General features: G+C 56.0%; 22 protein-coding genes and 1 pseudogene. 9 read left to right on the forward strand and 14 right to left on the reverse strand.

Translation table 11 applies throughout. From position 1 onward, the window contains the following. Positions 1-13 precede the first annotated feature (13 nt). On the forward strand, positions 14-1,300 hold the full coding sequence (locus tag ACKLKD_RS01210) for an ABC transporter substrate-binding protein (RefSeq protein ID WP_025711281.1): 1,287 nt from the start codon (positions 14-16) through the stop codon (positions 1,298-1,300). Between the two features lie 59 nt (positions 1,301-1,359). Here ACKLKD_RS01210 and ACKLKD_RS01215 read toward each other — a convergent pair whose 3' ends face one another. The 4 genes and pseudogenes from ACKLKD_RS01215 to ACKLKD_RS01230 all read right to left on the reverse strand — a co-directional run bounded on the left by ACKLKD_RS01215 (position 1,360) and on the right by ACKLKD_RS01230 (position 5,665). Then, the gene (locus tag ACKLKD_RS01215) at positions 1,360-2,703 is read right to left on the reverse strand and encodes a carbohydrate porin (RefSeq protein WP_025711280.1); all 1,344 of its coding nucleotides are present in this window, start codon (positions 2,701-2,703) and stop codon (positions 1,360-1,362) included. A gap of 121 nt (positions 2,704-2,824) precedes the next feature. Beyond that, complete coding sequence (locus tag ACKLKD_RS01220) at positions 2,825-4,258, reverse strand: glycoside hydrolase family 32 protein (protein ID WP_025711279.1); 1,434 nt, start codon at positions 4,256-4,258, stop codon at positions 2,825-2,827. A gap of 19 nt (positions 4,259-4,277) precedes the next feature. Next, positions 4,278-5,519, reverse strand: a complete 1,242-nt coding sequence (locus tag ACKLKD_RS01225) for an MFS transporter (protein ID WP_025711278.1) — start codon at positions 5,517-5,519, stop codon at positions 4,278-4,280. A gap of 12 nt (positions 5,520-5,531) precedes the next feature. Beyond that, positions 5,532-5,665 (reverse strand): annotated as a pseudogene (locus ACKLKD_RS01230) (hypothetical protein). Positions 5,666-5,759: 94 nt separating this feature from the next. Between ACKLKD_RS01230 and ACKLKD_RS01235 the strand changes: the two are divergent. Next, positions 5,760-6,755, forward strand: coding sequence for a LacI family DNA-binding transcriptional regulator (locus ACKLKD_RS01235; protein ID WP_008806352.1), 996 nt, complete (start codon positions 5,760-5,762; stop codon positions 6,753-6,755). Here the strand turns inward: ACKLKD_RS01235 and araE are convergent. Together araE and kduD are read right to left on the reverse strand one after the other, a co-directional pair. After that, positions 6,752-8,098: an arabinose-proton symporter AraE gene (gene araE / locus ACKLKD_RS01240; RefSeq protein WP_042929083.1), complete on the reverse strand. Its 1,347-nt coding sequence runs from the start codon at positions 8,096-8,098 to the stop codon at positions 6,752-6,754. The two genes, ACKLKD_RS01235 and araE, sit on opposite strands and share 4 nt — an antisense overlap. A gap of 321 nt (positions 8,099-8,419) precedes the next feature. Then, positions 8,420-9,181: a 2-dehydro-3-deoxy-D-gluconate 5-dehydrogenase KduD gene (kduD, locus tag ACKLKD_RS01245; RefSeq protein WP_087804663.1), complete on the reverse strand. Its 762-nt coding sequence runs from the start codon at positions 9,179-9,181 to the stop codon at positions 8,420-8,422. 484 nt (positions 9,182-9,665) lie between these two features. Here kduD and ACKLKD_RS01250 point away from each other — a divergent pair, with 484 nt between their 5' ends. Next, on the forward strand, positions 9,666-10,841 hold the full coding sequence (locus tag ACKLKD_RS01250) for an oligogalacturonate lyase family protein (protein ID WP_025711275.1): 1,176 nt from the start codon (positions 9,666-9,668) through the stop codon (positions 10,839-10,841). Positions 10,842-10,976: 135 nt separating this feature from the next. Here ACKLKD_RS01250 and ompK26 read toward each other — a convergent pair whose 3' ends face one another. From ompK26 to ACKLKD_RS01265, 3 genes are all read right to left on the reverse strand, one after another. Further along, complete coding sequence (ompK26, locus tag ACKLKD_RS01255) at positions 10,977-11,672, reverse strand: KdgM family porin OmpK26 (RefSeq protein WP_025711274.1); 696 nt, start codon at positions 11,670-11,672, stop codon at positions 10,977-10,979. A 249-nt stretch (positions 11,673-11,921) separates the two neighbouring features. Beyond that, on the reverse strand, positions 11,922-13,100 hold the full coding sequence (locus ACKLKD_RS01260; RefSeq protein ID WP_025711273.1) for an acetyl-CoA C-acetyltransferase: 1,179 nt from the start codon (positions 13,098-13,100) through the stop codon (positions 11,922-11,924). Positions 13,101-13,224: 124 nt separating this feature from the next. Further along, positions 13,225-14,088, reverse strand: a complete 864-nt coding sequence (locus ACKLKD_RS01265) for a LysR family transcriptional regulator (protein WP_025711272.1) — start codon at positions 14,086-14,088, stop codon at positions 13,225-13,227. 102 nt (positions 14,089-14,190) lie between these two features. On the opposite strand from ACKLKD_RS01265, the gene ACKLKD_RS01270 reads away from it, so the two are divergent. From ACKLKD_RS01270 to mkrJ, 6 genes are all read left to right on the forward strand, one after another. Beyond that, complete coding sequence (locus ACKLKD_RS01270) at positions 14,191-14,652, forward strand: multidrug/biocide efflux PACE transporter (RefSeq protein WP_025711271.1); 462 nt, start codon at positions 14,191-14,193, stop codon at positions 14,650-14,652. A gap of 123 nt (positions 14,653-14,775) precedes the next feature. Further along, on the forward strand, positions 14,776-16,005 hold the full coding sequence (locus ACKLKD_RS01275) for an amino acid permease (protein ID WP_025711270.1): 1,230 nt from the start codon (positions 14,776-14,778) through the stop codon (positions 16,003-16,005). Positions 16,006-16,124: 119 nt separating this feature from the next. Continuing rightward, on the forward strand, positions 16,125-17,003 hold the full coding sequence (locus ACKLKD_RS01280) for an aldo/keto reductase family oxidoreductase (protein WP_087804665.1): 879 nt from the start codon (positions 16,125-16,127) through the stop codon (positions 17,001-17,003). A gap of 381 nt (positions 17,004-17,384) precedes the next feature. After that, positions 17,385-18,089: a transcriptional activator MrkH gene (mrkH, locus tag ACKLKD_RS01285; protein ID WP_087804667.1), complete on the forward strand. Its 705-nt coding sequence runs from the start codon at positions 17,385-17,387 to the stop codon at positions 18,087-18,089. A 17-nt stretch (positions 18,090-18,106) separates the two neighbouring features. Then, complete coding sequence (locus tag ACKLKD_RS01290; protein WP_165931854.1) at positions 18,107-18,679, forward strand: LuxR C-terminal-related transcriptional regulator; 573 nt, start codon at positions 18,107-18,109, stop codon at positions 18,677-18,679. A gap of 142 nt (positions 18,680-18,821) precedes the next feature. Further along, complete coding sequence (gene mkrJ / locus ACKLKD_RS01295; protein ID WP_080897052.1) at positions 18,822-19,538, forward strand: phosphodiesterase MrkJ; 717 nt, start codon at positions 18,822-18,824, stop codon at positions 19,536-19,538. Positions 19,539-19,571: 33 nt separating this feature from the next. Here the strand turns inward: mkrJ and mrkF are convergent, their stop codons facing one another. The 5 genes from mrkF to ACKLKD_RS01320 form a co-directional block, all read right to left on the reverse strand. Continuing rightward, on the reverse strand, positions 19,572-20,207 hold the full coding sequence (gene mrkF, locus ACKLKD_RS01300; protein WP_025711265.1) for a type 3 fimbria minor subunit MrkF: 636 nt from the start codon (positions 20,205-20,207) through the stop codon (positions 19,572-19,574). Positions 20,208-20,220: 13 nt separating this feature from the next. Further along, positions 20,221-21,216, reverse strand: coding sequence for a type 3 fimbria adhesin subunit MrkD (gene mrkD, locus ACKLKD_RS01305; RefSeq protein ID WP_080924653.1), 996 nt, complete (start codon positions 21,214-21,216; stop codon positions 20,221-20,223). Next, the gene (mrkC, locus tag ACKLKD_RS01310) at positions 21,207-23,693 is read right to left on the reverse strand and encodes a type 3 fimbria usher protein MrkC (protein WP_080897050.1); all 2,487 of its coding nucleotides are present in this window, start codon (positions 23,691-23,693) and stop codon (positions 21,207-21,209) included. Before mrkC ends, mrkD begins: the two co-directional genes overlap by 10 nt. Before the next feature lie 11 nt (positions 23,694-23,704). Next, complete coding sequence (gene mrkB, locus ACKLKD_RS01315) at positions 23,705-24,406, reverse strand: type 3 fimbria chaperone MrkB (protein ID WP_025711262.1); 702 nt, start codon at positions 24,404-24,406, stop codon at positions 23,705-23,707. Between the two features lie 95 nt (positions 24,407-24,501). Beyond that, positions 24,502-25,110 (reverse strand): fimbrial protein, encoded by a 609-nt coding sequence (locus ACKLKD_RS01320; RefSeq protein WP_025714825.1) that lies wholly within the window; start codon positions 25,108-25,110, stop codon positions 24,502-24,504. Between the last annotated feature and the right edge of the window lie 660 nt (positions 25,111-25,770).

Here is a 25,770-nt window from a genome sequence, read left to right on the forward strand (position 1 = left end):
CTGGAGCATAACAATGAAAAACGTGCTGATAAGCGCTACTCTCTCCGCCACTCTGGGCCTTAGCGCCTTCTCCTCGCTGGCGCAGGATGTCGACCTGCGCATGTCCTGGTGGGGGGGCAATGGCCGCCATCAGGTGACCCTCAAGGCGCTGGAGGAATTCCACAAACAACATCCCGACATCAACGTTAAAGCAGAATACACCGGCTGGGACGGCCATCTTTCGCGCCTGACCACCCAGATTGCCGGCGGTACCGAGCCTGACGTGATGCAGACTAACTGGAACTGGCTGCCGATCTTTTCGAAAAATGGCGATGGCTTTTACGATCTGAATACCCTGAAAGACGAGATCGACCTCAGCCAGTTCGACGCCAAAGAACTGCAGTCCACCACGGTCAACGGCAAGCTTAACGGTATTCCAATTTCCGTCACCGCCCGCGTCTTCTACTTTAACGACGAAGCATGGAAAAAGGCGGGCATCCCCTTCCCGAAAACCTGGGATGAACTCATGGCGGCGGGAAAAACTTTCGAAAGCAAGCTCGGGAAACAGTACTACCCGGTGGTGCTCGAACACCAGGACGTGCTGGCCCTGCTCAACTCTTATATGGTGCAAAAATACAATCAGCCGGCCATCGATGAGAAAGGGCGTAAATTCTCCTACAGCAAAGCGCAGTGGGCGGATTTCTTCGGGATGTATAAGAAGCTTATCGACAGCCATGTGATGCCGGACACCCGCTACTATGCCTCCTTCGGCAAGAGCAACATGTACGAAATGAAGCCGTGGATCCAGGGGGAATGGGGCGGGACCTACATGTGGAACTCCACCATCAACAAATATTCCGATAACCTGAAGCCGCCGGCGAAGCTGGTGCTGGGGGAATACCCGATGCTGCCGGGCGCCACCGACGCCGGACTGTTCTTCAAGCCCGCGCAAATGTTGTCGATTGGCAAATCGACGAAAAACCCGCAGGCGGCGGCGAAAGTGATTAACTTCCTGCTGAACAGCAAAGAAGGGGTGGATATTCTTGGACTGGAGCGCGGGGTGCCGCTGAGTAAAGCGGCGGTTAACTACCTGACCGAGGACGGGGTAATCAAAGCCGACGATCCGGCGGTGTCCGGCCTGAAGCTGGCGCAATCCCTGCCGACCACGCTGTCGGTCTCGCCGTACTTCGACGATCCGCAGATCGTCGCCCAGTTCGGCACCACCCTGCAGTACATCGACTACGGTAAAAAGTCGGTGGAAGAAGCGGCCGAGGACTTCCAGCGCCAGACCGACCGCATTCTGCGCCGCGCAATGCGCTAACCTGCCCGTCTGAACGCTCCCGCGGCGTCCGCCGCGGGAGAGCCTGCCTGAGTAGCCTGTCAGAAGAAATATTTAAAGCGCACCCGGGCGCCATAGCGTTCATCGGGATTCCCGCTCTTCGCCGCCGTGGAATCGAGCCACGAAGCGTAGGCGCCAAGGTAAATATTGAAGTTCGGCATCGCCATCATATTCGGCAACTGCCAGGAGGTGTGCAGGGTATGGATGTCATAGCGTCCCGGCGCGAGGATAGCGCAGTCGCCATCGCATTCGCTGCTCACCCCGGCCATATTGAACTGGTCGATTTTGTTATGCGCGTAGATATAGCCCAGCTCCACGTGATGCCACAGGGCGTTGATCCCGGCGCTGAAGTCGGTTTCGTCCTCGGCGTCCAGCAGGGCGCTGCTCAGATTGACCACCGCCCCATCCTGCGGATCGCTTTTCAGGGTGTTCCAGCTCATGGTCAGCCCGTAGCCGGTGCGATTAGACTGGTCGACCCAGCGTCCGCTCTGGTTCTCATAGCCGTAAGCATTGTTGACGAGGTTGCTCTCTATCGCTGCCGCCGCCGACCAGGCACCGGACTGCCACGCCGCCACCGGCCGCACGTACACCACATTTTTGCGGTTTTCCAGCGCGTTACCGTGATAGTTCTGATCGACAAACAGCGAACTGCCGTCCTCCACCAGGGTGTTAACCTCGAAATACCAGTTATCCACCGTTTTGCTGAACAGAAGGTTGCCGCCGCTGCTGCTGCGCCCGCGTCCCTCTTTCATCATGTAAATATAGCCATAGCCGTCGGAATAGAGATCGTTGGCGGTATTGCCTGAATATTCAATAAAGGTGTCCTGATTCAGGGGGAACATATCCCAGGCTTCAAAGCGGCCTATTTTTATTTTCCAGTCATCCTGCTGGCCAAAGAAAAATACCGCATCATCAAGATTCATTTTGCCATCCATATCCGCCAGCGGCTGTACGCTGAAACCGGCATATTGCCCGTCGGCGCCATTTCGCCTGCCATCGAAACCCAGCAGAATACGACCGTTAATATCCCAGCGCTCTTTATCGCCGGGCGCCCAGCTTTTATTCGCGCTGGTTTTGACCGACGTCAGACTGCCGGTGCGGCTGGCGCCATCGAGGTTAAATTCGACATCGCCATAAAATTTTAATTCGCCATTGTCGTTTAGCTGCAGGCGCGGCGTAGCCGGCGCCGCGCGGGCGACCGTCGTGGCCTGCTGCTGGCCTTTCAGCGTCTTAATTTCCGCCTCTGCGCTGGCGGCGCGCGCCTCCGTTGCCTTTAGCCGCTGCTCCATTTGCGCCAGTCGATCCTCCAGCGATAACGGCGCCTGCGCCATAACGGATGGCAGATACAGCGACGTGAGAAAACACCCGACCCAGATTTTATTCATCGGTAAACCCTTTTATTATGGAATGAACTAAATTTGTTATTAATGGGTAACGCACGACGATGCAGGCAATAATAACCCGCCCATCGTCAAAGACGGGTTATTAACGACAACAGCCTTATTATTATTCGAGCTGCCAGGCACCGGCTTCAGTTAATGCCGCCGAGCCGCTCCAGGCAAATAACGCTAATTCGCGGCAAGGGGCCTGCGGATAGATACGGCTGCTCAGGCAGGCTTCGCCATCATTGACGAAAACCTCAACCGAAGAGCTATCGAAAAATATCCTCAGGTTGAGATCCGCCCCGGCGGCCAACGGCACGCTGCGCGTCCCGCACAGGCCAAACTGCGGATAATGCCGCTCCACCACCAGACGCTGCTGTTGGGCATCCACGTAGAGGCGCAGGCCATCGCCAAAGCGCAGACCATACTGCTCGGCGCTGCTGCGGGCGCAGTCCCAGCGCAGGTGCACCTCCATCGCCTCGCAGTTGTCGACCATCGTGGTCTGCTGGTTGTTCAGGGTGCTGACCGGCCACGGGAACCAGGCGCCGCGCAGGCTCTCCACTTCTTTCGCCGGGCGCATCTGCAGGCGGTTATCGGCGCTGAGGCTCAGCTCCCGCGGCAGGGAGAGCATGCCCGCCCAGCCGTCCTGCTGCTCCGGCAGCGGCGACTCCCACATATCCAGCCAGCCAATCACGATCCGTCGGCCATCGGGGGTGGCGAAGCTTTGCGGAGCATAGAAATCGTGGCCGTGGTCCATCTCCCGGAAGTCGCCGTGGCGAATAAAACGCTGCCCCGGCTGCCACTCACCGATCAGATAGCCGCTCTGGAACAGATTGCGGTTGCGGAACCCTTCGGCCTGCATCCCCTGCGGAGAAAACATCAGGACGCGCTTACCGTTGAGAGTGAAGAAGTCCGGGCATTCCCACATGTAGCCCATGGTGCTTTCCGCTTCATCCAGCACGCCCGCATCCTGCCACTGGCGCAGATCCGCTGAACGGTACAGCCGCACCTGGCCGGTATCGCCTTCGCGCGCGCCGACGATCATGTACCAGCTATCCCCTTCCCGCCAGACCTTCGGGTCACGGAAGTGGTGCATGCCCGGCGGGGTGTCGACCACCATCCCCTGGCGCTCAAAATGGATCCCGTCGCGGCTGGTGGCCAGACACTGCACCTGATACAGATTGGCTTCGTCGCCAGGATCGCCGTGGAACTTATGCCCGGTGTAAATCAGCGCCAGGGTATCGCCATCGACCACCGCCGAACCGGAGAAGCAGCCGTCTTTATCTTCCGGCCCCTCCGGCGCCAGCGCCACCGGCAGGTGCTCCCAGTGCACCAGATCCTTACTGCGCGCATGCCCCCAGTGCATCGGCCCCCACTGGGTGGAGTACGGGTGATGTTGATAAAAGGCATGGTACCAGCCGTCGAACCACACCAGACCGTTAGGGTCGTTGATCCACCCGGCGCGGGCCGCCAGGTGATAGTGTGGATACCAGCGCAGATTGAGCGCCTGGCGTTGTGTCTGCAGTACCTGTTCAGCCCGGGAGATTGTGTAAGTCATCATTTTCACTCTTTTTGATTCAGATAGCGGTAGGTTGCGACACCAGCGGATCGGCGGAGGATTTGCCGGAACGCAACAAGAAGATGGAGATAAAGGTGGTGCAGAACACCAGCAGGCCCATGATCAGATAGGACTGAGCGAAGCCATATTTTTCATAGCTGTAGCCCGCCAGCGGCGACAAAATGCTGGCAATGATCGAGCTGGTGCAGGCGAAACCCACCAGATAGAGGGTGGAAGAGAGGCGTTTATCGAAGTTGAGGCTGTTGTACTTAAAGATAGCCACCAGCAGTATCGGCAGCTCCACCGCGTGCAGCAGCTTAGTAATAGAGATCAGTAGCGGCCCCTCCACCAGGCCGGAAGCCACCATGCGCATAGCCATCACCATCCCGGCGAAAATCAGGCCGTTTTTGGCGCCGATGCGGTTCACCAGCCACGGCGCGCAGAACATGCCGGCCGCCTCGAGGAACACCTGGAAGGAGTTGAGATAACCATACATCTCATTGCCTTGCTGCAGGGTCGCGAACTGCGATGAGAAATAGACCGGGAACTGCTGATCATAGACGCCGTAGATGCAGGTGCCGATGACGAAAAAGACCAGCGCCCAGAACCGCGGCAGCGTCAGCAGGCGCAGCGCATCTTCCAGCGTCACCTTACCGCCCGATACCGCCTCCTGCATCGCATGCGGCGCCGAGGAGACCCGCAGCCGCGCCAGCAGGATAAAGAATACCAGCCCGGAACAACTGGCGACGAGGAAGTTAAGCTGCGGGTTAATGTTAAACAGCAGACCGGCGAAGAAAGTAGCCACCGCCCAGCCCAGCGATCCCCACATCCGCGCCCTGCCGAATTCAAACTGGCTCTGACGCGCCACGCGCTCGGTATAGGATTCCAGCACGCCGATACCGCCGTTAAAGGTCAGGCCGATGTAGATCCCACCGAATACACTGCCCAGCAGGACGTTGATTTTCAGCAGGTAGCCGAACAGCAGATACGCCGGACCGGAGAGGATCAGCAGCGCGGTGATATACCAGAGCAGATGTTTGCGCAGCCCCAGCTTGTCCTGGATAAAGCCATAGCAAACTTGCGCAAACAGCGCGGAAACCGACAAGACGGCGTAAATGAAGCCGGTATCGCCCGCTTTCAGCCCTACCTCCTGGTGAAGCCAGATGGAGAGCAGGGAGCCGGATGACGACCAGGTCACGAAAAAGAAAAACAGTAAGGCACTGAGCAAGGGATAGCTGTGTGAGTGATGCGCTTTCATCATGACATTCTCGTGTTAGAGGAATGCGATTATGGTAACGTTAACAAAAAACAAAACGCAGGGGATTTGCTGCGATACATGATGTTAATCACAAAAGTTAACGTTAACATAATGAAGATGCGATCGCGATCAAAAATTAACCGCGACAACGCTCTCGACGGCGATAACAGAAAATCGTTTCACTCTTTTACATCAGCGACTTAGTTGTATAGCCTGTACGCTGCAGCAACGGCGGAGGAAAAAATGGCGTCCCTGAAAGATGTAGCAAAACTGGCGAATGTATCTCTGATGACCGTCTCGCGGGCGCTGAACACCCCTGAGCGGCTCAAGCCGGAGACGCTGGCCCGCGTGCAGGCCGCCATCGCCGAGACCAACTACGTTCCCGACCTGTCGGCGAAGAAGATCCGCGGCGCGCGTGCTACCCCCAGCACCATCGGCGTGCTGGCGCTGGATACCGTCACCACGCCCTTTTCGGTGGAGATCACCCTCTCGATCGAAGAGACCGCCCGCGCCCACGGCTGGAACAGCTTTGTGGTCAACATGTTTTCGGACGATAGTCCGGAAGCGGTGGTCGACCTGCTCCTCTCCCACCGTCCGGACGGCATTATCTTTACCACCATGGGGCTGCGCCAGGTGCCGCTGCCGGACAAACTGCTGACTCTGCCCTGCGTGCTGGCCAACTGCGAAAGCCTCAGCCAGCCGGTGGCCAGCTATATCCCGGACGATGAACAGGGCCAGTACGACGCGGTGAAAGCCCTGCTTGCCGCTGGCTATCGTCATCCGCTGTGCCTGCACTTACCCGCCAGCCAGCTGGCGACGATCCGCCGCCGCCAGGGGCTGGAGCGCGCCTGCCGGGAGGCGGGTATCGAACCGGACCATCTGATCCATTCGTATATGGGCCAGGGCGATGAGCATTACCACGATATCCCGGCGGTGGTGCTGGCGCATATCCGCGAGGGTAAACCTGGCTTTGACTCGGTGATCTGCGGCAACGATCGCATCGCGTTTATGGTCTATCAGACGCTGCTGGGTCAGGGGTTACGCATTCCCCAGGACGTGGCGGTGGTGGGATACGACAATATGGTGGGCATTGGCGATCTGTTTCTGCCGCCGCTTTCCACGGTGCAGCTGCCGCACTACGACATCGGGCGCCTGAGCGCCCTGCATATCATTCACGGCGACAACCATCGGGAGACGCGCAAAGTCGCCAGCCCGTGGTTGCCGCGCGCCTCACATTAACGGTTACCGATGTTGCGCAGCTTCTCGCCCGCCATCAGGTTGCGCTCAATGTGCTCGAGGGTGACATTCTTGGTTTCCGGGATCAGCCAGAAGGTGACGCCGATAAAGGCCACGTTGAGCACCGTGTAGAGCCAGAAGGTACCGGCGGCGCCAATCGCGTCAAGCAGCGTCAGGAAGGTGGCGCCGATGATCATGTTCGACACCCAGTTGGTGGTGGTCGAGCAGGTGATACCGAAGTCGCGGCATTTCAGCGGCTGGATCTCGGAGCAGAGGATCCACACCACCGGCGCCGCGCTCATCGCATACCCGGCAATACACATCATGGTCATGCCGACCGAAAGCCAGGAGAGGCCGCTGGAGGCAGTGCCATTGTCGAACTGCATCAGGCAGTAGCCCAGCACCAGGGTGCCCAGCGCCATCACGCTAAAGCCGATTTTCAGCGCCGGCTTACGGCCTGCTTTATCCACCGTGAACACCGCGATAAAGGTGGCAAACATAAAGGTCAGGCCCACCACCAGGGTGGCGATCATCTGCTGTTCAGTCGTCGTGAAGCCCGCCATTTTAAAGATTCGCGGCGCGTAGTACATGATGATATTCATGCCGGTGAACTGTTGCATCGCCTGCAGCAGCATGCCCAGGAACACCGCCCGGCGCACGTTGCGATTGACCTTAAACAACGCCCAGCCGCCCTGCTTCAGCTTCAGGCTTTCGCGGATCTCGTTAAGCTCGTCGCGCGCCTTTTCCGAGGTATCGCGCAGCATCCGCAGCACCTCTTCCGCTTCGATATGGCGCCCCTTCTCCGCCAGCCAGCGCGGGCTGTTCGGCAAAAAGACGACCAGAATAATCAGGATCACCGCCGGCAGCGCCAGCACGCCCAACATGGCGCGCCAGTTACCGCTGTAGCTAAAGGCGGTATCGGAAAGAAACGCCAGCACAATGCCGAGGGTCACCATCAGCTGGTACATACTGATCATTTTCCCGCGCACGTTCTCGCTGGCCATCTCGGAGAGATACAGCGGCGCGGTATAGGAAGCAATCCCGACGGCTACCCCCAACACCACGCGGGCTACCAGCAGCACTTCCACGCTGGCGGCGAAAGCGGAGCCGATAGAGCCGGCAACGAACAGCACGGCCCCTGCCATCAGGCTGTATTTACGGCCGAGGCGGAACGACAGCCAGCCGTTAAACAGCGCGCCTATCGCCGCCCCCAGCATCATGCTGCTGACCACCCACTCCTGAAGCTGGCTGGATAAGGTGAAGTGATCGGTAATAAAGGGCAGCGCCCCGGCGATCACGCCGATATCCAGGCCAAAGAGCAACCCCGCCACCGCCGCGGCGATAATGTAGAGTCGTTACTGATTGAAGTCATTTTTTTCCTGCCACACAGAGTAAGACATAAGACGAAAGTACGTGACTGGTGGATAAATTAGTCAGGCAGGATAAGCCAAAGATATGGACTATATTGCTGGCAGGAGGGGTTTTGTGATAGACATTAAACTTTCAAAGTAACAAAAAATGCGTTTCCCATAGTTTATAACCCTGCTCATACAGGGCGCTAACATTAATCAGGCGGTCATGGATATGGACGATCCGAATTTTGCGGTATGGACAATTATTACTCAAACGGCCGGAGCGTGACTCACCGCCCCGGCCATTGCAACGGGTCAGCGCGCCAGCCAACCGCCGTCCACCGCCACCGTGTAGCCATTGATGTAGTCGGAGGCTGAGGAGGACAGGAACACCACTGGCCCCATCAAATCGGCCGGCAGTCCCCAGCGCCCGGCGGGAATACGGTCGAGAATTTCGCTGCTACGCTGCTCATCGGCGCGCAGCTGCTGGGTATTGTTGGTCGCCATATACCCCGGGGCGATGGCGTTGACGTTGATATTGTGTTGGGCCCATTCGTTCGCCAGCAGGCGGGTCACGCCCATGACTGCGCTTTTGGATGCCGTATAGGACGGCACGCGGATCCCGCCCTGGAATGACAGCATGGAGGCGATGTTAATGATCTTTCCGCCGCTGCCCTGGGAAATAAAGTGCTTCGCCGCCGCCTGGGACATAAAAAATACACTCTTGATGTTGAGGTTCATCACGTCGTCCCAGTCCTTTTCGCTAAACGCCAGCGCGTCTTCGCGGCGGATCAGGCCAGCGTTGTTAACCAGAATATCAATATGGCCGAACTCCGCCACCGCACGCTCCAGCAGCCGGGGAATACCGTCGATCTGACGCAGGTCGGCGGTCAGGCTGAGAAAGCGGCGTCCCAGGGCCGTTACCCGTTCAATGGTTTCCACCGGTTCGACGATATTGATACCGACAATATCGCAACCCGCTTCCGCCAGCCCAAGGGCCATGCCCTGACCCAGACCGGTATCGCATCCGCTCACGACGGCCACTTTTCCCTGCAGGGAGAATGCATCAAGAATCATAATGTGTTCCTTTGTCGTTCAGAGCCTGCAGCTTGCAGGCAAGGTTCTGTCGGCCCGGGCCGCGCCAGCGGCGAGGCTGAGCATAGGGAGAACTCTCGGGCATCGCCCTGCTAAAAAAATAAAACAGAGTTCCGTTTTGCTGATGGTTGCCATCTTAGTCCCGACCAAGGTCATTTACAACAATATTTAAAACGATGTTTCATTTTTTATGATGAACATTACAAAAAAAGCAAAAACGTACATAATCACGCGTATCCGCCGAGCGCCACGACAGATTAAAAACTAAATTATTCAATATCTTACAGATAAACATGGCGAGAAGGCAGGCAAAACCGCTACGGCAGAGAAGGAATTATGCTGAACTGCGTGAGCCATCACAGATAATGAAACAGTGTTTTGATAAATTAACACCTATCTTTTAAAACACATCACACAGCGATACGCCTCTGGTCCAGCGGCATCGCAGGAAAGAAAGGAGCACGACATGGCTAAAGGCATGCGGGTCAAACTGAAGTATCACGTCAGCCACGATCCGGATACCGGGGCGGAAGTTACCCGCTTAACCCCTCCGGAGGTCACCTGTCATCGCAACTACTTCTATCAGAAGTGCTTTTTTAACGATGGCAGCCATTTACTGTTCGCCGGCGAGTTTGACGGCCACTGGAACTATTATCTGCTGAATATCGCCAGCGCCGAAGCCATCCAGCTGACGGAAGGCGCAGGGGATAACACCTTCGGCGGCTTCCTCTCTCCGGACGATAAGTCGCTCTATTACGTGAAAAATGACCGCACGCTGCTGGAGGTAAACCTCACCACCCTCGCCGAGCGTGAAGTGTATCGCGTCAGCGATGACTGGGTCGGGTATGGCACCTGGGTAGCAAACAGCGATTGCAGCAAACTGGTAGGCATTGAGATTGCGAAACGCGACTGGACGCCGCTCAACGACTGGCAGATTTTCCACGACTTCTTTCACAAAGGACCACACTGCCGCCTGCTGCGCGTCGACCTGCACAGCGGGGAGAGCCAGGTGATACATGAGGAAAAAATCTGGCTGGGACACCCGATCTATCGTCCCTTCGACGACCACACCGTCGCCTTCTGCCATGAGGGGCCGCACGATCTGGTGGACGCCCGCATGTGGCTGGTCAATGAAGATGGCAGCCACGTCCGCAAAGTTAAAGCGCACGCCCCGGGCGAAAGCTGCACCCATGAATTCTGGGTGCCGGACGGTTCGGCGCTGATCTATGTCTCCTATCTGAAAGGCCAGCAGGGGCGAACCATCTATCGCTTCGATCCTGAAAGCGGCGTTAACGAAGCCCTGATGACCATGCCGGCCTGCTCGCATCTGATGAGCAATTTCGACGGCACGCTGCTGGTGGGCGATGGCTCAGGCACGCCGGTGGATGTCAAAGACACCGGCAGCTATTCCATTGATAACGATCCCTGGCTGTATGTCTTTAACGTGGCGCAAAAGCGCTATTTCCGCGTCGCGCGCCATGATACCTCGTGGGCGACGGTGGCCAACAGCCGCCAGGTGACGCACCCGCACCCCTCGTTTACCCCGGACGACAGCGCCATTTTGTTCAGCTCCGATAAAGACGGTAAGCCGGCCATCTATATCGCGAAATTACCCGAGCATCCGTCAATGCTGAACGCCTGATCCACGCCACACTTATTTCTGTAACTGGCCTTGCCCTCCTTCGCGGAGGGCTTTTTTGTTCCTGCACTTTTTCGCCCATAAAAAACCCCGGCTGACCGCGCCGGGGAAAACAAACGATGAGGGTCGGGTGATTTATCAGAATGAGTAGGCCACCCCGACGCGGAAGCGGGTCTGGCGATCGCTGCGGTCATTCACGCCGACGTTGCCAATCTCACCATATGGCGACCAGTTGTTATCCAGCTTATAGGCCACCTTCACGTTATATTCCTGCGAGTAAGGTTTGTTATCGTTGCGGCTCACCCCTTCCGAGCTGCGGGCATAGACATAGTTCAGCTCTGTGCGCCAGTCGCCGAGGGCAAACCCGGCCCACGCATCACCGCGGTTCACTTTGTCGTCATCTTTGCCGGCGTTGTTCGGGTAGCGGGTGTATTCATAGCGATAGCGAGCGGCAACATAGAAGCCACTGTCGAAGCTGTACTGCACGTGCAGGTGCGGCTTGTAGATCGAGCGGCTGTCGTTGCTCTCAATGGTAAAACCGGGGGTGAGGAACAGGTTCGACGTCGCTTTCCAGCGCCAGCTGATGGTGTCTTCATGACCATTCCCCACCACGTCCGAATAGGGTTGCGACCCGTTGTCGCCACCCGAACGCCATTTGGCTTCGACGGTAAAGCCTAAGCCGTTGGCAAAGCGGTGGGAAACGGCGACGCGGTCGGCATTGCTTTTATCGCTTTTTCCGCCATCAATAAATTCATGACGTAAATCTATCGTTACCGCAGTTGCCGCAAAAGACATACCGCAGAGGGCGGCAAGCACCAGAGATCGTTTTAACATAGGGTACCCTTACAATAAATAAAATGTCATTTCGTTTTTATGAAACATTATTTTATTTTTTAAGTACCGTCGTTTTAGTGACCGAGATCGTAGTTATTTGTTTCAAAAAAGGTGGCACAACAAGACGTGACGAAGCTCAATAAATCCGCAGGTGGGAGAGTGAAATCCAGGAGAAAGAAGAAGGGTTCGGCAAAGCGCAGCGCATAAAAAAGGCCTCCCGCAGGAGGCCATGGAGATCAAGACAGAGCGTCAGGCGCGCTCTACCGCCAGCGCCACGCCCTGGCCGCCGCCGATACACAGCGTCGCCAGTCCTTTACGCGCATCGCGCTTGATCATTTCGTGTACCAGAGAGACCAGGATCCGGCAGCCGGAGGCGCCGATGGGATGGCCGAGGGCGATCGCGCCGCCGTTGACGTTGACCCGGCGCTCATCCCACTCCAGAACCCGGCCCACCGAGATAGCCTGAGCGGCGAAGGCCTCATTGGCTTCGATCAGATCGACGTCGTCCAGCCGCCAGCCGGCCCGCTCCAGACAGCGGCGGGTGGCGTGCACCGGGGCGATGCCCATCAGCGCCGGATCGACCCCGACGCTGGCGAAGGCGCGGATCCGCGCGAGGATCGGCAGCCCCAGCTCAAGGGCTTTGGATTCACTCATCATCATCACCGCCGCCGCGCCGTCATTGATGCTGGAGGCGTTGCCAGCGGTCACCGACCCGAGGCGATCGAAGGTGGGCTGCAGGCTGGCCAGCCCTTCCGCGCTGGCATCCACCCGCGGTTGTTCATCAGTATCCACGGTGCGTGGCGTACCGTTATACTCGGTGACCACCGGGACAATCTCGTCGCGAAAGCGTCCGGAATCAATCGCCTTGCGCGCCTTATGCTGCGAGCTGAGCGCCCAGGCATCCTGCAGCTCACGGCTGATGCCATATTCCCGGGCCAGGTTTTCCGCCGTGACGCCCATATGATAATCGTTGAAGGCGTCCCACAGGCCGTCATGCACCAGACTGTCAATCAGCTGGCTGTTGCCCAGCTGGGCGCCGGTGCGGCTATCGGTAAGGACATGCGGAGCGCGGCTCATGTTCTCCTGACCGCCAGCGATCACCACGTCCGCTTCCCCGCACTGGATCGCCTGGGTGGCGAGGTGCAGGGCTTTCAGGCCGGAACCGCAGACGTCGTTAATGGTGATAGCCGATACGGTGTTAGGCAGCCCACCGCGAATAGCGGACTGACGCGCCGGGTTTTGTCCGGTTCCCGCGGTCAGCACCTGGCCGAGGATCACCTCATCCACACTGTGCGGATCGATCCCCGTCTGCTCAACCAGCGCCTTCACCACCACGCTCCCCAGCTCGACGGCTGAATGGCGCGATAACGCGCCCTGAAAGCAGCCAATCGGCGTTCGCAGCGCGCCGACGATCACGACATCCTTCATCCTCTACCCCTGCCCATGCTTTTGCGCAAAGAAACAGCGATATACTAGATAATTGTTATCAAAAAACTTTGTAATTGTTTAAAAAAAGTGAAGCCAATCACAAAGAAACATCCTTTCATTAACCTTAGCGCCGCTGCAGATGCTCACGTAGCCAGCTGCCGGCCGCTCCCGGCGGCGCTTTCTTATTCCACAGCAGGTCGACCGAAATCGAGCGCGGCCAGCCGGGAATATCAAGCGCCACCAGCCTGCCCTGCGGTGCAAACTCCGCCACCAGCGCGCAAGGCAAAATGCACCAGCCGAATCCCTGCGCCGCCATACTGAGCAACAGCAGGTAGTTCGGCGCCGACCAGACCTGACCGCCTGCCGGCTCCGTGGCGCTGGCCAGGAAGGTGCTTAAACGCAGCTCGCGCCAGCTCTGCAGCTCATCCCAGGCGACCTTGCCCTGCGTCGCCAGCGGATGCTCAGGGGCCACATAAATGCCCATTGCCGTCTGCAGCGGCAGGCGGGTGCTGCCGATATCGGTCGGATAGCGGTCCCGCGCCTCAATCAGCCCGACCTGAGCGCGGGCTTTTTGCAGGAGATCGATGACATCTTCATCTTCGCCAATCAAACACTCAAACTCGGTGTGGGGGAAGCGGCGGTCAAACTGCACCAGCAGATCTTCCAGCACGTCCGGGTGAAGGGTATCCGAGAGCACAAAGGTCAGCCGCGGCTCCGTCTCGCCGGACAGCGACACCGCCAGCTCATCCAGCCGCTCGCTGGCGGCGAGGATCGCTTTAACATAGCTCAGCACTTGCTCTCCCTGCGCCGTCAGCGTCGGCTGGCGCGTTGCCCGATCGAAGAGAGTCACGCCGAGGTCAGCCTCCAGGTTGGCGATGGCGGTACTGATCGTCGACTGGCTTTTGCGCAGGCGGCGGGCGGCGGCGGAGAACGATCCGCTGTCGACCGCCTCCACAAAGGCGGTTAAGGCTTCCGGTGAATAACGCATGAAGTATCTACTTTATCGATGGATTCTATCTTTTGTTTATCATATTTTTCCATAAAATGCCGGGTAATTTCCTGTTCAGGCTAAAACTGGAGGTAGCTCGCCATGCAACAGACCCCACATCAGCGCAAGACGCTCATGGAACGTATTATCCACGCCATCACCTTCGAAGGGCTGGCGACGCTGATCCTCGCCCCCACCGCCGCCTGGCTGATGCAACGCTCGGTGGTCGAGATGGGTGGGCTGAGCATTCTGCTCGCTACTCTGGCGATGGTATGGAACATTATTTACAACGCGGTTTTCGATCGCCTGTGGCCGGTCTCCCGCTTTCCCCGCCAGCTGAAAGTGCGTGCGCTGCATGCGCTGGGCTTCGAGACCGGATTCGTCATTATCGGCGTCACCATGGTAGCGATCGTGCTGGGCGTGTCGCTGCTGCAGGCGTTTATGCTGGAGATCGGCTTTATGCTCTTCTTCCTGCCCTACACCATGGTCTTTAACTGGCTCTGGGACACGCTGCGCGAGCGCGTTATCCGTCATCGCCGCCCGCGCCAGGCTGCGCGCGGGTAATCCCGGAGCGGATCCTGCGCGATCCGCCGCGACTTTATCACCAAAAACTATCGCAACAGGCAAACCATAAATATGGTAAATTGCACTCCTTTTTTTTGGTTTGACGGTTGATAAAGTCGCATAATGTCTAAAATTTGGTCTAAAGAAGAAACTCTTTGGAGTTTTGCCTTATATGGCACTGCAGTAGGCGCTGGGACGCTATTTCTACCGATCCAACTGGGTTCGGCTGGCGCCATTGTCCTTTTCATCACCGCGCTGGTCGCGTGGCCGCTCACTTACTGGCCCCATAAAGCGTTAAGCCAGTTTATTCTGTCGGCTAATATCGCGCCGGGTACCGGGATCACCGGCGCGGTCAATCACTACTATGGTAAGAAAATAGGCAACCTGATCACCGGTCTCTATTTTCTCGCCTTCTTTGTGGTGGTGCTCATCTATGCCGTGGCCATCACCAACTCGCTGGCCGAGCAGGTGGCGCATCACACCCCGATAACGCCTGCGCTGCGCGCGCTGCTGAGTCTGGGGGTTGTGCTGGTTCTCAATCTGATCTTTCTCATGGGACGGCAGGTCACCATCAAGGTGATGGGCTTTCTGGTTTTCCCGCTTATTGCCTGCTTTCTGTTCCTCTCCCTCTATTTAATCCGCGACTGGCATCCGGAGCATCTCACCAGCCAGATGCAGTTCAGCACTCAGACGCTCCACCAGATCTGGATCTCCATTCCCGTGATGGTTTTCGCTTTTAGCCATACGCCGATCATCTCGACTTTTGCTATCGACCAGCAGGAGAAACACGGCGACCTGGCCATGGGTAAATGCAAAAAAATCATGAAGGTGGCCTACACCATCATCTGCGCCAGCGTGCTGTTTTTTGTTTTCAGCTGCCTGCTGGCGATCCCGGCAACGTATATTGAGACCGCCCGCGATCAGGGGGTGACCATCCTCTCCGCCCTGTCGATGGTGCCGGGCGCACCGGGCTGGCTGGCGGTAACCGGCATCATCGTCGCTGTGGTCGCCATGTCGAAATCGTTTCTCGGCACCTACTTCGGGGTGATTGAAGGCGCCAGCGAAATCGTCAAAAGCTCGCTGGGCCTGCTGGGCGTGCGCAAGAGCCGCGCCTTCAACCGGGCAATGTCGATCCTGCTGGTTTCCGCCTTCACCTTTGCGGTGTGCTTCATCAACCCGAATGCCATCTCCATGATCTACGCCATCAGCGGGCCGCTTATCGCCATGATCCTGTTTATCATGCCCACGCTGTCGACCTGGCTTATTCCGGCGCTGAAGCCGTACCGCTCGGTGGGTAACGCCATTACGCTGGCGGTCGGCCTGCTCTGCGTCTCCGTGATGTTCTTCGGCTAATCGCCTCTGGCGACAGCGGCTTGCCTGAGCCGCTGTCGCACATTCTGACAATATTCTCGCCCTTCCCTGTCCCCTGAGCGGATTACACTTACGGCTTAGCCACCGTGAGGAGAGTTCGTATGTCCAGTGTCACCTTATCCGGTCGCGGCACGCTCGGCGATCGCCAGGTTTATCGGTTGGGTTATGGCGCGATGCAGCTGGCCGGCCCCGGCGTCTTCGGCCCGCCGAAAGATCCTGAGGAGGCAGTTCGCGTGCTGCAGGCTGCCGTCGAGGCCGGAGTCAACCATATCGATACCTCTGATTTTTACGGCCCGCATATTACCAATCAGCTGATCCGCAAAGCGCTCCATCCTTACCCGGACGATCTGTGCATTGTCACCAAGGTCAGCGCGCGCCGCGACGAGAAGGGCAACTGGCTGCCGGCGATGTCCCCTGGCGAACTGACCCAGGCCGTCGAGGATAATTTGCGCCATCTGGGGCTCGACGTGCTGGAGGTGGTAAACCTGCGCAGTATGTTCAGCCCCCACGGCCCGGTGGAGGGATCGCTGGAGGCGCCGCTCGCCACGCTGCTGGAGCTGAAAGAGCGGGGATTGATCCGTCACATCGGCCTGAGCAACGTGACGGCGAAACAGGTCGCCGATGCGCAGAAAATGACCCCCATCGTCTGCGTGCAAAACCTGTATAACATCGCCCATCGCGCCGACGACGCGCTGGTGGACGCGCTCGCCGCCCAGCACATCGCCTGGGTGCCCTTCTTCCCGCTGGGCGGTTTTACGCCACTGCAGGCGCAGGAGCTGAACGACGTCGCGGCTTCGCTTGAGGCGACGCCAATGCAGGTCGCGCTGGCGTGGCTGCTCCAGCGCGCGCCAAATATATTGCTGATCCCCGGCACCTCATCCCGGGCGCACCTGGCGGAAAATATTGCCGCCGCCGAGCTGGCCCTGCCGGCGGAGGCTCTGCGCACTCTGGATAATATTGCCGCCAGTCCGCGCCCCTGACCCGCCAGGCGAAACGGAGGGACCGCATCCCTCCTTAATATTTGCCTGGAAAAACCCCAACACTGCTGGCACTATAGATCCTACAAATGGGGCGTGATCGACGATCTTTTCTCATCCTCCCCGATAATCAATCTAAAGTTTTTATCCTTCGACCGGTCTCCAGCTTGGAGGCCGTTGTCGTTTTTGTCATGACCAAAATTGGAAACTCTTGATTACAGGAAACACAATATCGAATTCCAAGTTTATACAAATCAATCTGGCTGCAAAGATAGTCAATAACATCAAACGCTCATAAAAACATCTGATCAACCCCATCAGAATGTTGCTATTGCTATAAGAAAAATTCAAACGCTTCATCACAACTATTTACAAGGGATGCACATGACAGAGGGAACGATAAAGACCAGTAAGTATGAAATTATTGCTATTTTCCGCGAGGAGTTGCGCAAACGTACTGAAATTGAAATATTTTTTAACAACACCAGTATCATTACCCAACTGACGCGCGTGGATTTTGCCGAGTTTCATATTCAGACCCATCGCAAAATCCCGTCAGGCCATAAAACTCGCTTTCTCCTGCATAGCGATTCAGGGAAAATAGAGTTTAATGCAACCCTGACAAAACATGACAATAGCGGTGTAGATAAAGGTATCCGCTACGCTTTTTCATTGCCTGAATGCCTGCAGGTGGTACAGCGTCGTCGGGATCCCCGCTTTCGTTTACGCCATGAGCATGACTTTTATTGTCGCGGCCGCCATAAGAATGGCGAAAACTATCTTTTCGATATCAAAGACATTTCTGACGGCGGTTGCGCATTGATAACCAAGACGCCAAATCTGAAATTTCTCAGCCATAACGCGTTACTGAAAAACGCCGTACTGATGCGGGCGGAATATGGCGAGATCACCATCGACCTGGTGGTGAAGAATGTCATTGTTATCACCCTGGATAACACGCAGGAAGAGAGCGAAAGTTACTATCAGATATCCTGTCAGTTTAAGTTTCGTCATCTCGACGACCAACGCAGAATAGAGAAGATACTGCTGGACTTGATCTTAGAAGCCAAGCGCAAAAAGAGAATGTGATAACCTTGGAAAGTATATTGTTGTACACCAATGATAATCTCATTGGTCACTCAATCTATCACTACCTTATTGATAGCTATGAAAATGCCTCCCGCCTGGGTTATGAGGATTTTCTACACGGGAATCATACTCCGGTCGCACAGACGGTTATTTTCAATTTAATCAATAAGGATATTTCTGTCATCAGACTGGTGGGCTTGTTGAATACGCTGCGCTTTTCCCTGCTGCGCTGCCAGCAGCCGGTGCTGGTGGTAAAAAGCGAGATTGCCGGGCTGTGCAGGGAATTGATAAAGATTGATAATGCGATGATTATTAGTGAAAAATCACCACTCACTCTGTTTTCCTCTATCATCCAGCGCGCGAGCGGCGTCAATCAACTGCCGCCGCAGCGATTGCGCAAACAGCTGTCGCAACGCGAATGTCAGATCCTGGAACTCTTGATTGCCAACAATAATAATAAACGGATTGCGGCCCTGCTTGGTATTGCCCATAAAACGGTTCATAGCCACCGAATCCATATCATGCAAAAGTTAGGCATCGAGAATTCCCGTACCATGAATCAGCGTATTGCCGCTCTGCATCAATGTTAATGTTGATAAAGTAAATCAGTCGCGGAGCAAGCGTTCTTATTCGCTGCTGATTTACATTTTCCGGCATTCCCATTAATCCTCAGGTAGCCTATAATTAATGTATCCTTTGCCTATTGTCTGACTAACCTCTTGATGAGGGATAATGAACACTAAAATATCCGAAGACAACATTTTATCTCGTAATGATATCGCTGTACGCTACGTCTTTCAGAAAATGTTTTCCCCGCAAGGTACCCTGGTCGCGGTTGAATGTTTAAGCCGCTTTGATAATCTTTCTGTTTCTCCCGAAGATTTTTTCCGCCATGCCACTGCCGCCGTTCGTGAACGTATTTTTCTCGAACAACTGGCGCTGATTGAAAAGCATAAAGCATGGTTTTTACGTAACCATATTTCCGCAACAATTAACGTTGATGACCATATCCTGAACCTGTTGCGGCAGCAGGAAATAAAAGCCAAAGTCGCCGGCCTGACCTGCGTCCATTTTGAGGTGACCGAAAACGCCGAGAATCTGCTACATAATTCTCTTGCCGCCTGGCAGAATCCACAGGATACCTCCCTGTGGCTCGACGACTTCGGCTCCGGCTACGCGGGGATTAATGCTATTCGCGGTTATCATTTTGACTATGTGAAAATTGATAAGGATTTTTTCTGGCACCTGATGCGTAAAGAATCCGGCCGTCAGTTGATGGATGCGCTGGTAACCTTTTTATCGCGCAACCAGCATAATGTGATTATTGAAGGTGTCGAAAGCGAAGCCCATAAAGAATGGCTGCAGGGAATGGAGTGGTTTGCTATTCAGGGACATTACTGGCAGGAAGTCAGTATTGAACAACTGGTCGCAGACGATATTGCCATGTAACAAAGCCGGGAATTCCCGGCTTTTTAACGTCACTTAATTATAAACTAATTCCCACGTTGCCCAGCTGGTAATCGGCCCGCTGGTGGCGCTTTTTGGCGTGGGCGAAACATAGCCAACATAATAGGTAAACAGGCCGCCGCTGACCGCGCTTTCCTGCAAACGCACCTGATTTTGCTGCGGGTCCGCCGGGACAATTTTATTACTCTTATCCAGCGTATTATTATCGTTGGTCGATAGCGCCAGATAAATATTCTGCGCACCATCAGGCAAGGTATTGGCCAGATAGCCCGCATTCTCGTTGCCGACCGCCGTCAGTAAAAAACCGTCAATCCAGCGCACGCTGACCCGGCGCACTTCATCCTGCGAGGCGGCGCCCCCATCATGGCGCAACTGGCAATTTGACAGCGCCAGGGTAAACGACTGCGGCTTCATAAATGCCCCGGCCCCGCGATCGTGCACTTCCGCCAGGCTGACCGGGGCCAGCCAGACATTGCCGCTGCCGGCATACTGACCGCCATTCAGCGCGACGCTACAGGAGATATCCGTTACCCGACCGGCAAAATCGACACGTCCGCGGTCATAGTTGGTCTCAAAACCCCACGCCGAGGGGGCGGCGAGGCTGCCACAAAACAGCAGCCACGCGATAGTGTGTTTCGGCAATCCCTTCATTCCCCCTCCCGTATTAATCGTACGTCAGGTTAAAGATCATATGCGACTCCACCTCACCAGTACTGGTCGTCGGGCCATACTGATAAAAACGCGCATGCAGCGGTATGGTGATGTAGCGTGTTTCCTGGTTATTCAGGCGGCCGACGGTATATTTCTTATTGAACTGCAAGGGCGATCCATCCTTCAGCACCTGGATACCGACACCTTTCGCCATGCCGCTACCGGCCTTTTCATTCAGCAAGGCGCCCATGGTCGCCGTCGTGCTGGTAGCCAAAGTGCCGGAGAACGAGGTGCTGATGTTGGCATACCCGGTTTCACTCAGGCCGCCGCTGCACTGCAGATCGATATTAAAATCTTTCCCGCCCGCGGTGGTTCCCACGCCTTTCAGATCGCTGCGCCGGATGGAGCCCACATCGACATTCATATTCTTGCCGCTCATCACCGTACAGGAGGGCGAGACCACGGTGATGGCGTTGGCGCTCAGGTAGGTTTCGAGGATCGGGTTACCGCCGCTCTCCCAGTCATAGGAGGTGTATTTTCCCGTCGCCAGGGTGCCGCTGCCGGTGGTTGCCGCGGTTTTGATTATCTCCAGCGTAAAGCGCGACCCCTCCAGCGAATAGCTGGTAGTACCCGATACCCGTGACGAAAAGACGTCGGGATAGACGATATTGACCGTCGCGCCGCCGCGGCTGAAACGCATGCCGATACCCGGCACGTTGGTGGAATAGATTTTATTGCCGAGGTCCGTGGCCCCTGGCGCAACAATCTTCGCCGCAAAGCGGTTGGTGCCGGAGGTACAGCGATAGCTCGCGCCGCCGGGGGCGCTCATCGTCCAGTCGCGGGTGAGGATCACCGATCCCACCGGCAGATCCGGGGGCACCACCACCCTGCCCACCACCATGTCCAGCATCACCGTTGGCGAAGAGAGACGCGTACAGACGGCCCAGGACGAGGTGGTTCCCAGCGCCATTAAGACGATAAAAAGCGTTAGTAATTTCCTCAGCGACATACGCTATCCTTTGTTGTTTGCGGTCCCAGATCCACCGAACACTGCCCGCCGCTCCACTTCACAATCGCGCGTTTGGCGTTCGCATCGCTGATAAACATCATGCTGCCCTGGCCAACGACGCCGATCTCTTTGCCCTCAGGAGAGAAAATACTCGCGGCGAACGGCAGCGGTTCATGGTTTGCCTGACGCGCCTGCAGAGTAAGGTTGTTCTGCACCGTGGTACCAAACGCCACCTTCACTACGCTGCCTTCCCACGGCACTACCTGCGCCACGGTGCGATCGAATGCCACATCGTCATGGCTGCCTTTCGGGTCGATTTCCACGGCGTTAATCCGGTACGGGCGCAGATACGGCAGGATGGCGTAGCCATTGCTGTCCACGCGGGTGCCCGGCGAACCAGGGAGCATCGCGCCGGCCGCGTCTTTGGCCTCAATCAGCGCCATCGTCGAACCGCTTTCCGGCGAGAGCACCACGCCGCCGCTGTGGGCAATCATTGTCCCGCTGGCGCCGATACCGCTCTGACGATAGCCTTCGCCCTGGCTGTAACTGCCGTTGAGCGTGGTCCATGGCGTACGGTAGCTGCCGTTGAGCGCCACATCGTGCTGACCACCGGTGGCGGTCGTGGTGGACACGCCGTAGTTGAGGTTGTTTTCACGGTCCAGCGAACCGTTGATGCCGATCTGCGAACTGGCAAAACGCGAGTTGTTGAACGAAGTATTCGATGTCAGGTTGGCAGTGCGGTTGTCACCAAACCACAGCGGGTAGCTGAAGTTGAGTGAAATACGATCGTCGCGACGATGACCGGAGCTATCCGGCGTATAGACGCGCTGGGCGCTCGCCGACCAGGAGAGACGACCAAACGAATTGTTGTAGCTGACCTGGTACTGCTTCTCGGTTCCGGAACGGTTCCAGTAATCGGAGACGCGACCGCTGAGATAAAACCCGCCCCAGCCGTCCGGCAGGTTCTGGTTCACGGTGAAGGTCATGCCGTTTTTCTGCCGCCACAGGGTGTAGTTGCTGCGGCTGTTTTTTTCCTGATCGACGGCATACAGCGCGTCGTTGAGGTTGTAATAGCCTTTCGTCGAGTAGCGATACGCCGCCAGCACGATGCTGGTCTGGGTATCGGTAAACATGCGGTTAAAGGTCGCGCGATAGCTCTGGCCCGATTCATCATAGGTATCGCTTTTCAGCCGCGAATGGGTTACGTCAAAGGAGAGCGCACCGATGCCGGTGTTCATCCCGGTCCCCACCAGGAAGGCCTGATAATCGTCGAAGCCGGTAACCCCGGTGTAGCCGGTCAGCAGGTTGTTGAGACCATGCTGCCAGGTGGCCTGGTAGAGCATTGGTTTGTTGCGCAGAGCGCTGTCGTCCACTTTACCGGCAGAGAGGGCGTAGCGGGTCATTCCCGGGCGCAGCAGCTGGGCAACGGAAGCGTAAGGTACGCTAAACACTTCCACCGAGCCATCCGCCTCTTTTACCGAGACCTCAAGGTCACTGCCATAGCCGGATGGATAGACATCCTGCAGGGTGAATGGCCCTGGCGGGACGGTGGTCTGATAGATGATGTTGCTGCCCTGGCGCACGGTGACGAGGGCGTTGCTCTGCGCCACGCCGCGAATTTCCGGGGCATAGGAGCGCATGCCGTCCGGGAACATATTGTCATCGGTAGAAAGGTTGACCCCGCGCAGACCGATAGTGTCGAAAAATTCACCATTGGTAAAAATCTGCCCGCCGCTGACGATGGAGTTGATCTGCGGAATGGGGCGCTGGAGATAGGTCTGGTTGCTGTTCCAGTGCGCTTTACCCTGCTGCTGCTGCCAGTTCAGGTTACCGATGTGCTTTAGCAGCCAGCCGTCCCACGACAGACCCGCGTTAACGCCCAGATAGGCGCTGCTGTTATCCGATCCGCCGACCGAAGAGGTGTGGCTATTCCAGGCGTTGGCCATCCAGCCAAGATTAAGCGCGGTAATGCCTTTATCCCAGAACTCCGGGCTGACATAGTTTTTCAGTCGTTGATCTTCATAGATCTGCGGCACCGAGATGTTCAGGCGCAAAGAGGACTGAACCAGGTTGTCTTTGACGTTTTCTTCGTTGCGCCAGGATTTGAGGCTACCGCAGTAGCCTTCCTGCTCGCTGAGCTGTGGATTGAGCTTTTCCGCTGCGATGCCGTACTGCGCCAGCATGGCTTTGGTGTAGCAGACGCCGAGTTGACCGTCTTTGTCGCGCGCGATGCGCAGATCGTAGCGCCCTTTCCACTCGTCGTTGGTGTAGACATCAAGGGAGTATGTGCCTTCGCTAATTGCGCTGGTCGAAAAGCGCGACAGGTCGACCTTTTCGCGACTGCCGACAATAAAGCCGTCGTTAAATTGATATACCGTTCCCGGGTTTTCCTGTCCGCTGGAAAATGGCGGAAAGCAGCACAGCGCGAGGGCGATCGCGGTACTTAATCTTCCCGGGCAGAATGACCTCTGCTTCATTAGCGTTTCCCTTATTTAACGGCCACTTTCACTGCGACATCGGCGCCATAGTCATTAATGTTGTTAACGGTCAAGGTTTCACCGCGGTTGACAGCGGACGACAGCGCTACCGTCTGGCTGGACTGCGGCGCCAGCATCACGGTTTTGCTGTTCAGGGCTTTGCCGCCGTTGCGGGAGATACGGCTGACGGTAATGTAGAACGGCGACGGGTTATTGATGGCGAGACTACTGCCGTTGGCGGTCAGAACCAGCTTCTCAGCCGCCGCATCGCGGTTGCCTAACCCGGCAGGCCGGTAGATAAATTTAAAGCGGGAACGGATCGCCAGCTGTAGCACGTTCTGGCCTTCATTTTTCTGATCGGCCACCACCGGTGGGATTTCCAGCAAGTTCAGCCACCACAGCGTCTCTTTATCTTTTGCCAGGCCGGCATTGCTGCCGAGTTTAATACGCAACGTCTGGCCACTTTTGGCGTCAACGCGCGAGATCGGCGGAGTGATAATAAACGGGGTGGTAATGGTATCCGGCGTCGCGTCGGCATCGCCATTATCCAGCCAGGCCTGCGCCAGCGCCGGACGGTCGGCGTTATTTGAAAGCTGTACCGTTATTTCTTTTTCATTTCCTGGATAAATAAAGCGGGTACCGTTAACAATAATATTGTTGGCATGGGCCGCAAAACTAAAAATGAAACAGAAAAAAAGGGCAATACGCTTCATGCTGACCTCAGAATAAAAATAGAAGCGGCGGTCATCGCCGCTTTATTATTGTTATTAACTGCCCCGTGGCGGGGCAGTTTTATTTTCTGGCGGAATTACTGGTAAGTAATTTCGTAAGTCGCGTAGCTGTTGACCACACCGGTGGTTACAGTGTTCGGCGTGCTGGTGGCATAACCAACGTAGTAGGTGAAGCGTGCGCCATCGGCTACAGCAGAAGCATCGCCAACCGCTTTCGGCTGAGTGCTGTCGCCCGGGATGATTTTGTTGGTCAGCGCGGTAGCGTCGTCAGTGGACAGCACCAGCTGGATGTTCTGCGCGCCGGCAGCTTCGGTGTTCGCCAGGTAGCCCAGCTGCTTGCCGCTTGCGCTAGCCAGCAGGTTACCACCGGTCCAGTTCACGCCCAGTTTGCTTAGGTCATCCTGTTTGTCACCGTTTGCAGCCTGGCAGTTAGAGACATCAATGGTGAAGGATTTCGGTTTCAGGTAAGTGTCCGCTGTTGCCGCTTTAACTTCCGTCAGGGTTACCGGAGACAGGTACACATTCGCATCGCTACCCTGGCCGTTAACGGAAACAGTACAAGATACGTCGGTAACTTTACCGAAGAAATTAACCTGGCCGCCGCCAACATTGGTATCAGCTGCATGAGCAGCAGTCATGCCAAAAAACGCGGTTGCCATTGCTGCAGAGAGAAGAACCTTTTTCATTGCCATTTCCTTGTCAGAGTGAATTACGAATCAATGAGCACACTGTGAATTCGCATAGAACCAGAAACATCAGGCGATGCTGATTTATGCCACTGCTAATAGAATCTTCGACTGACCGCGGGAGCCGCAATATTTAAGGCGTCAGGTAACGAACCTAAAAAATATAAGTTCGCTGGAACTATCGGCGTCAAAGAATGCTATTCATTCGCCGATAAATATACATTTGTTCACGTTTCATTAAGATATATAACAAACAACCTTAGGCTATTAATAAATAATTATTGATAGATGAAAACGAGACAGCGGTTGTTTACAGCGCAGGATGCCTAACGCCGGCGTAAGGGAGGAATGTAGCGGATCATGCTGCCGAAAAGGCCGCCCGGGCGCCATCGCGATAAGTCCGAATCCGCCCTGACGGCGCGGAAAATAACATCAATAAATTCACTCAATGAATGATATAGGGGTAAATGAGGCGCATTCCTTCCCGTGAACGCGAGCAAACCGCGTGATATCTTTTTCACAACATCATCAGTAATTCATTGTTTTTAAATCAAAAAACATAACGACACATCTATCCTCATCATCCACCTGCCATAAAAACGTGATCTAAATCGCACTTTTTGCAACGCACGTTATAGTTAGCAGGCTTATTATAAACCC

Source organism: Klebsiella sp. 10982 (assembly GCF_048589245.1).
Lineage (GTDB): Bacteria > Pseudomonadota > Gammaproteobacteria > Enterobacterales > Enterobacteriaceae > Klebsiella > Klebsiella quasivariicola.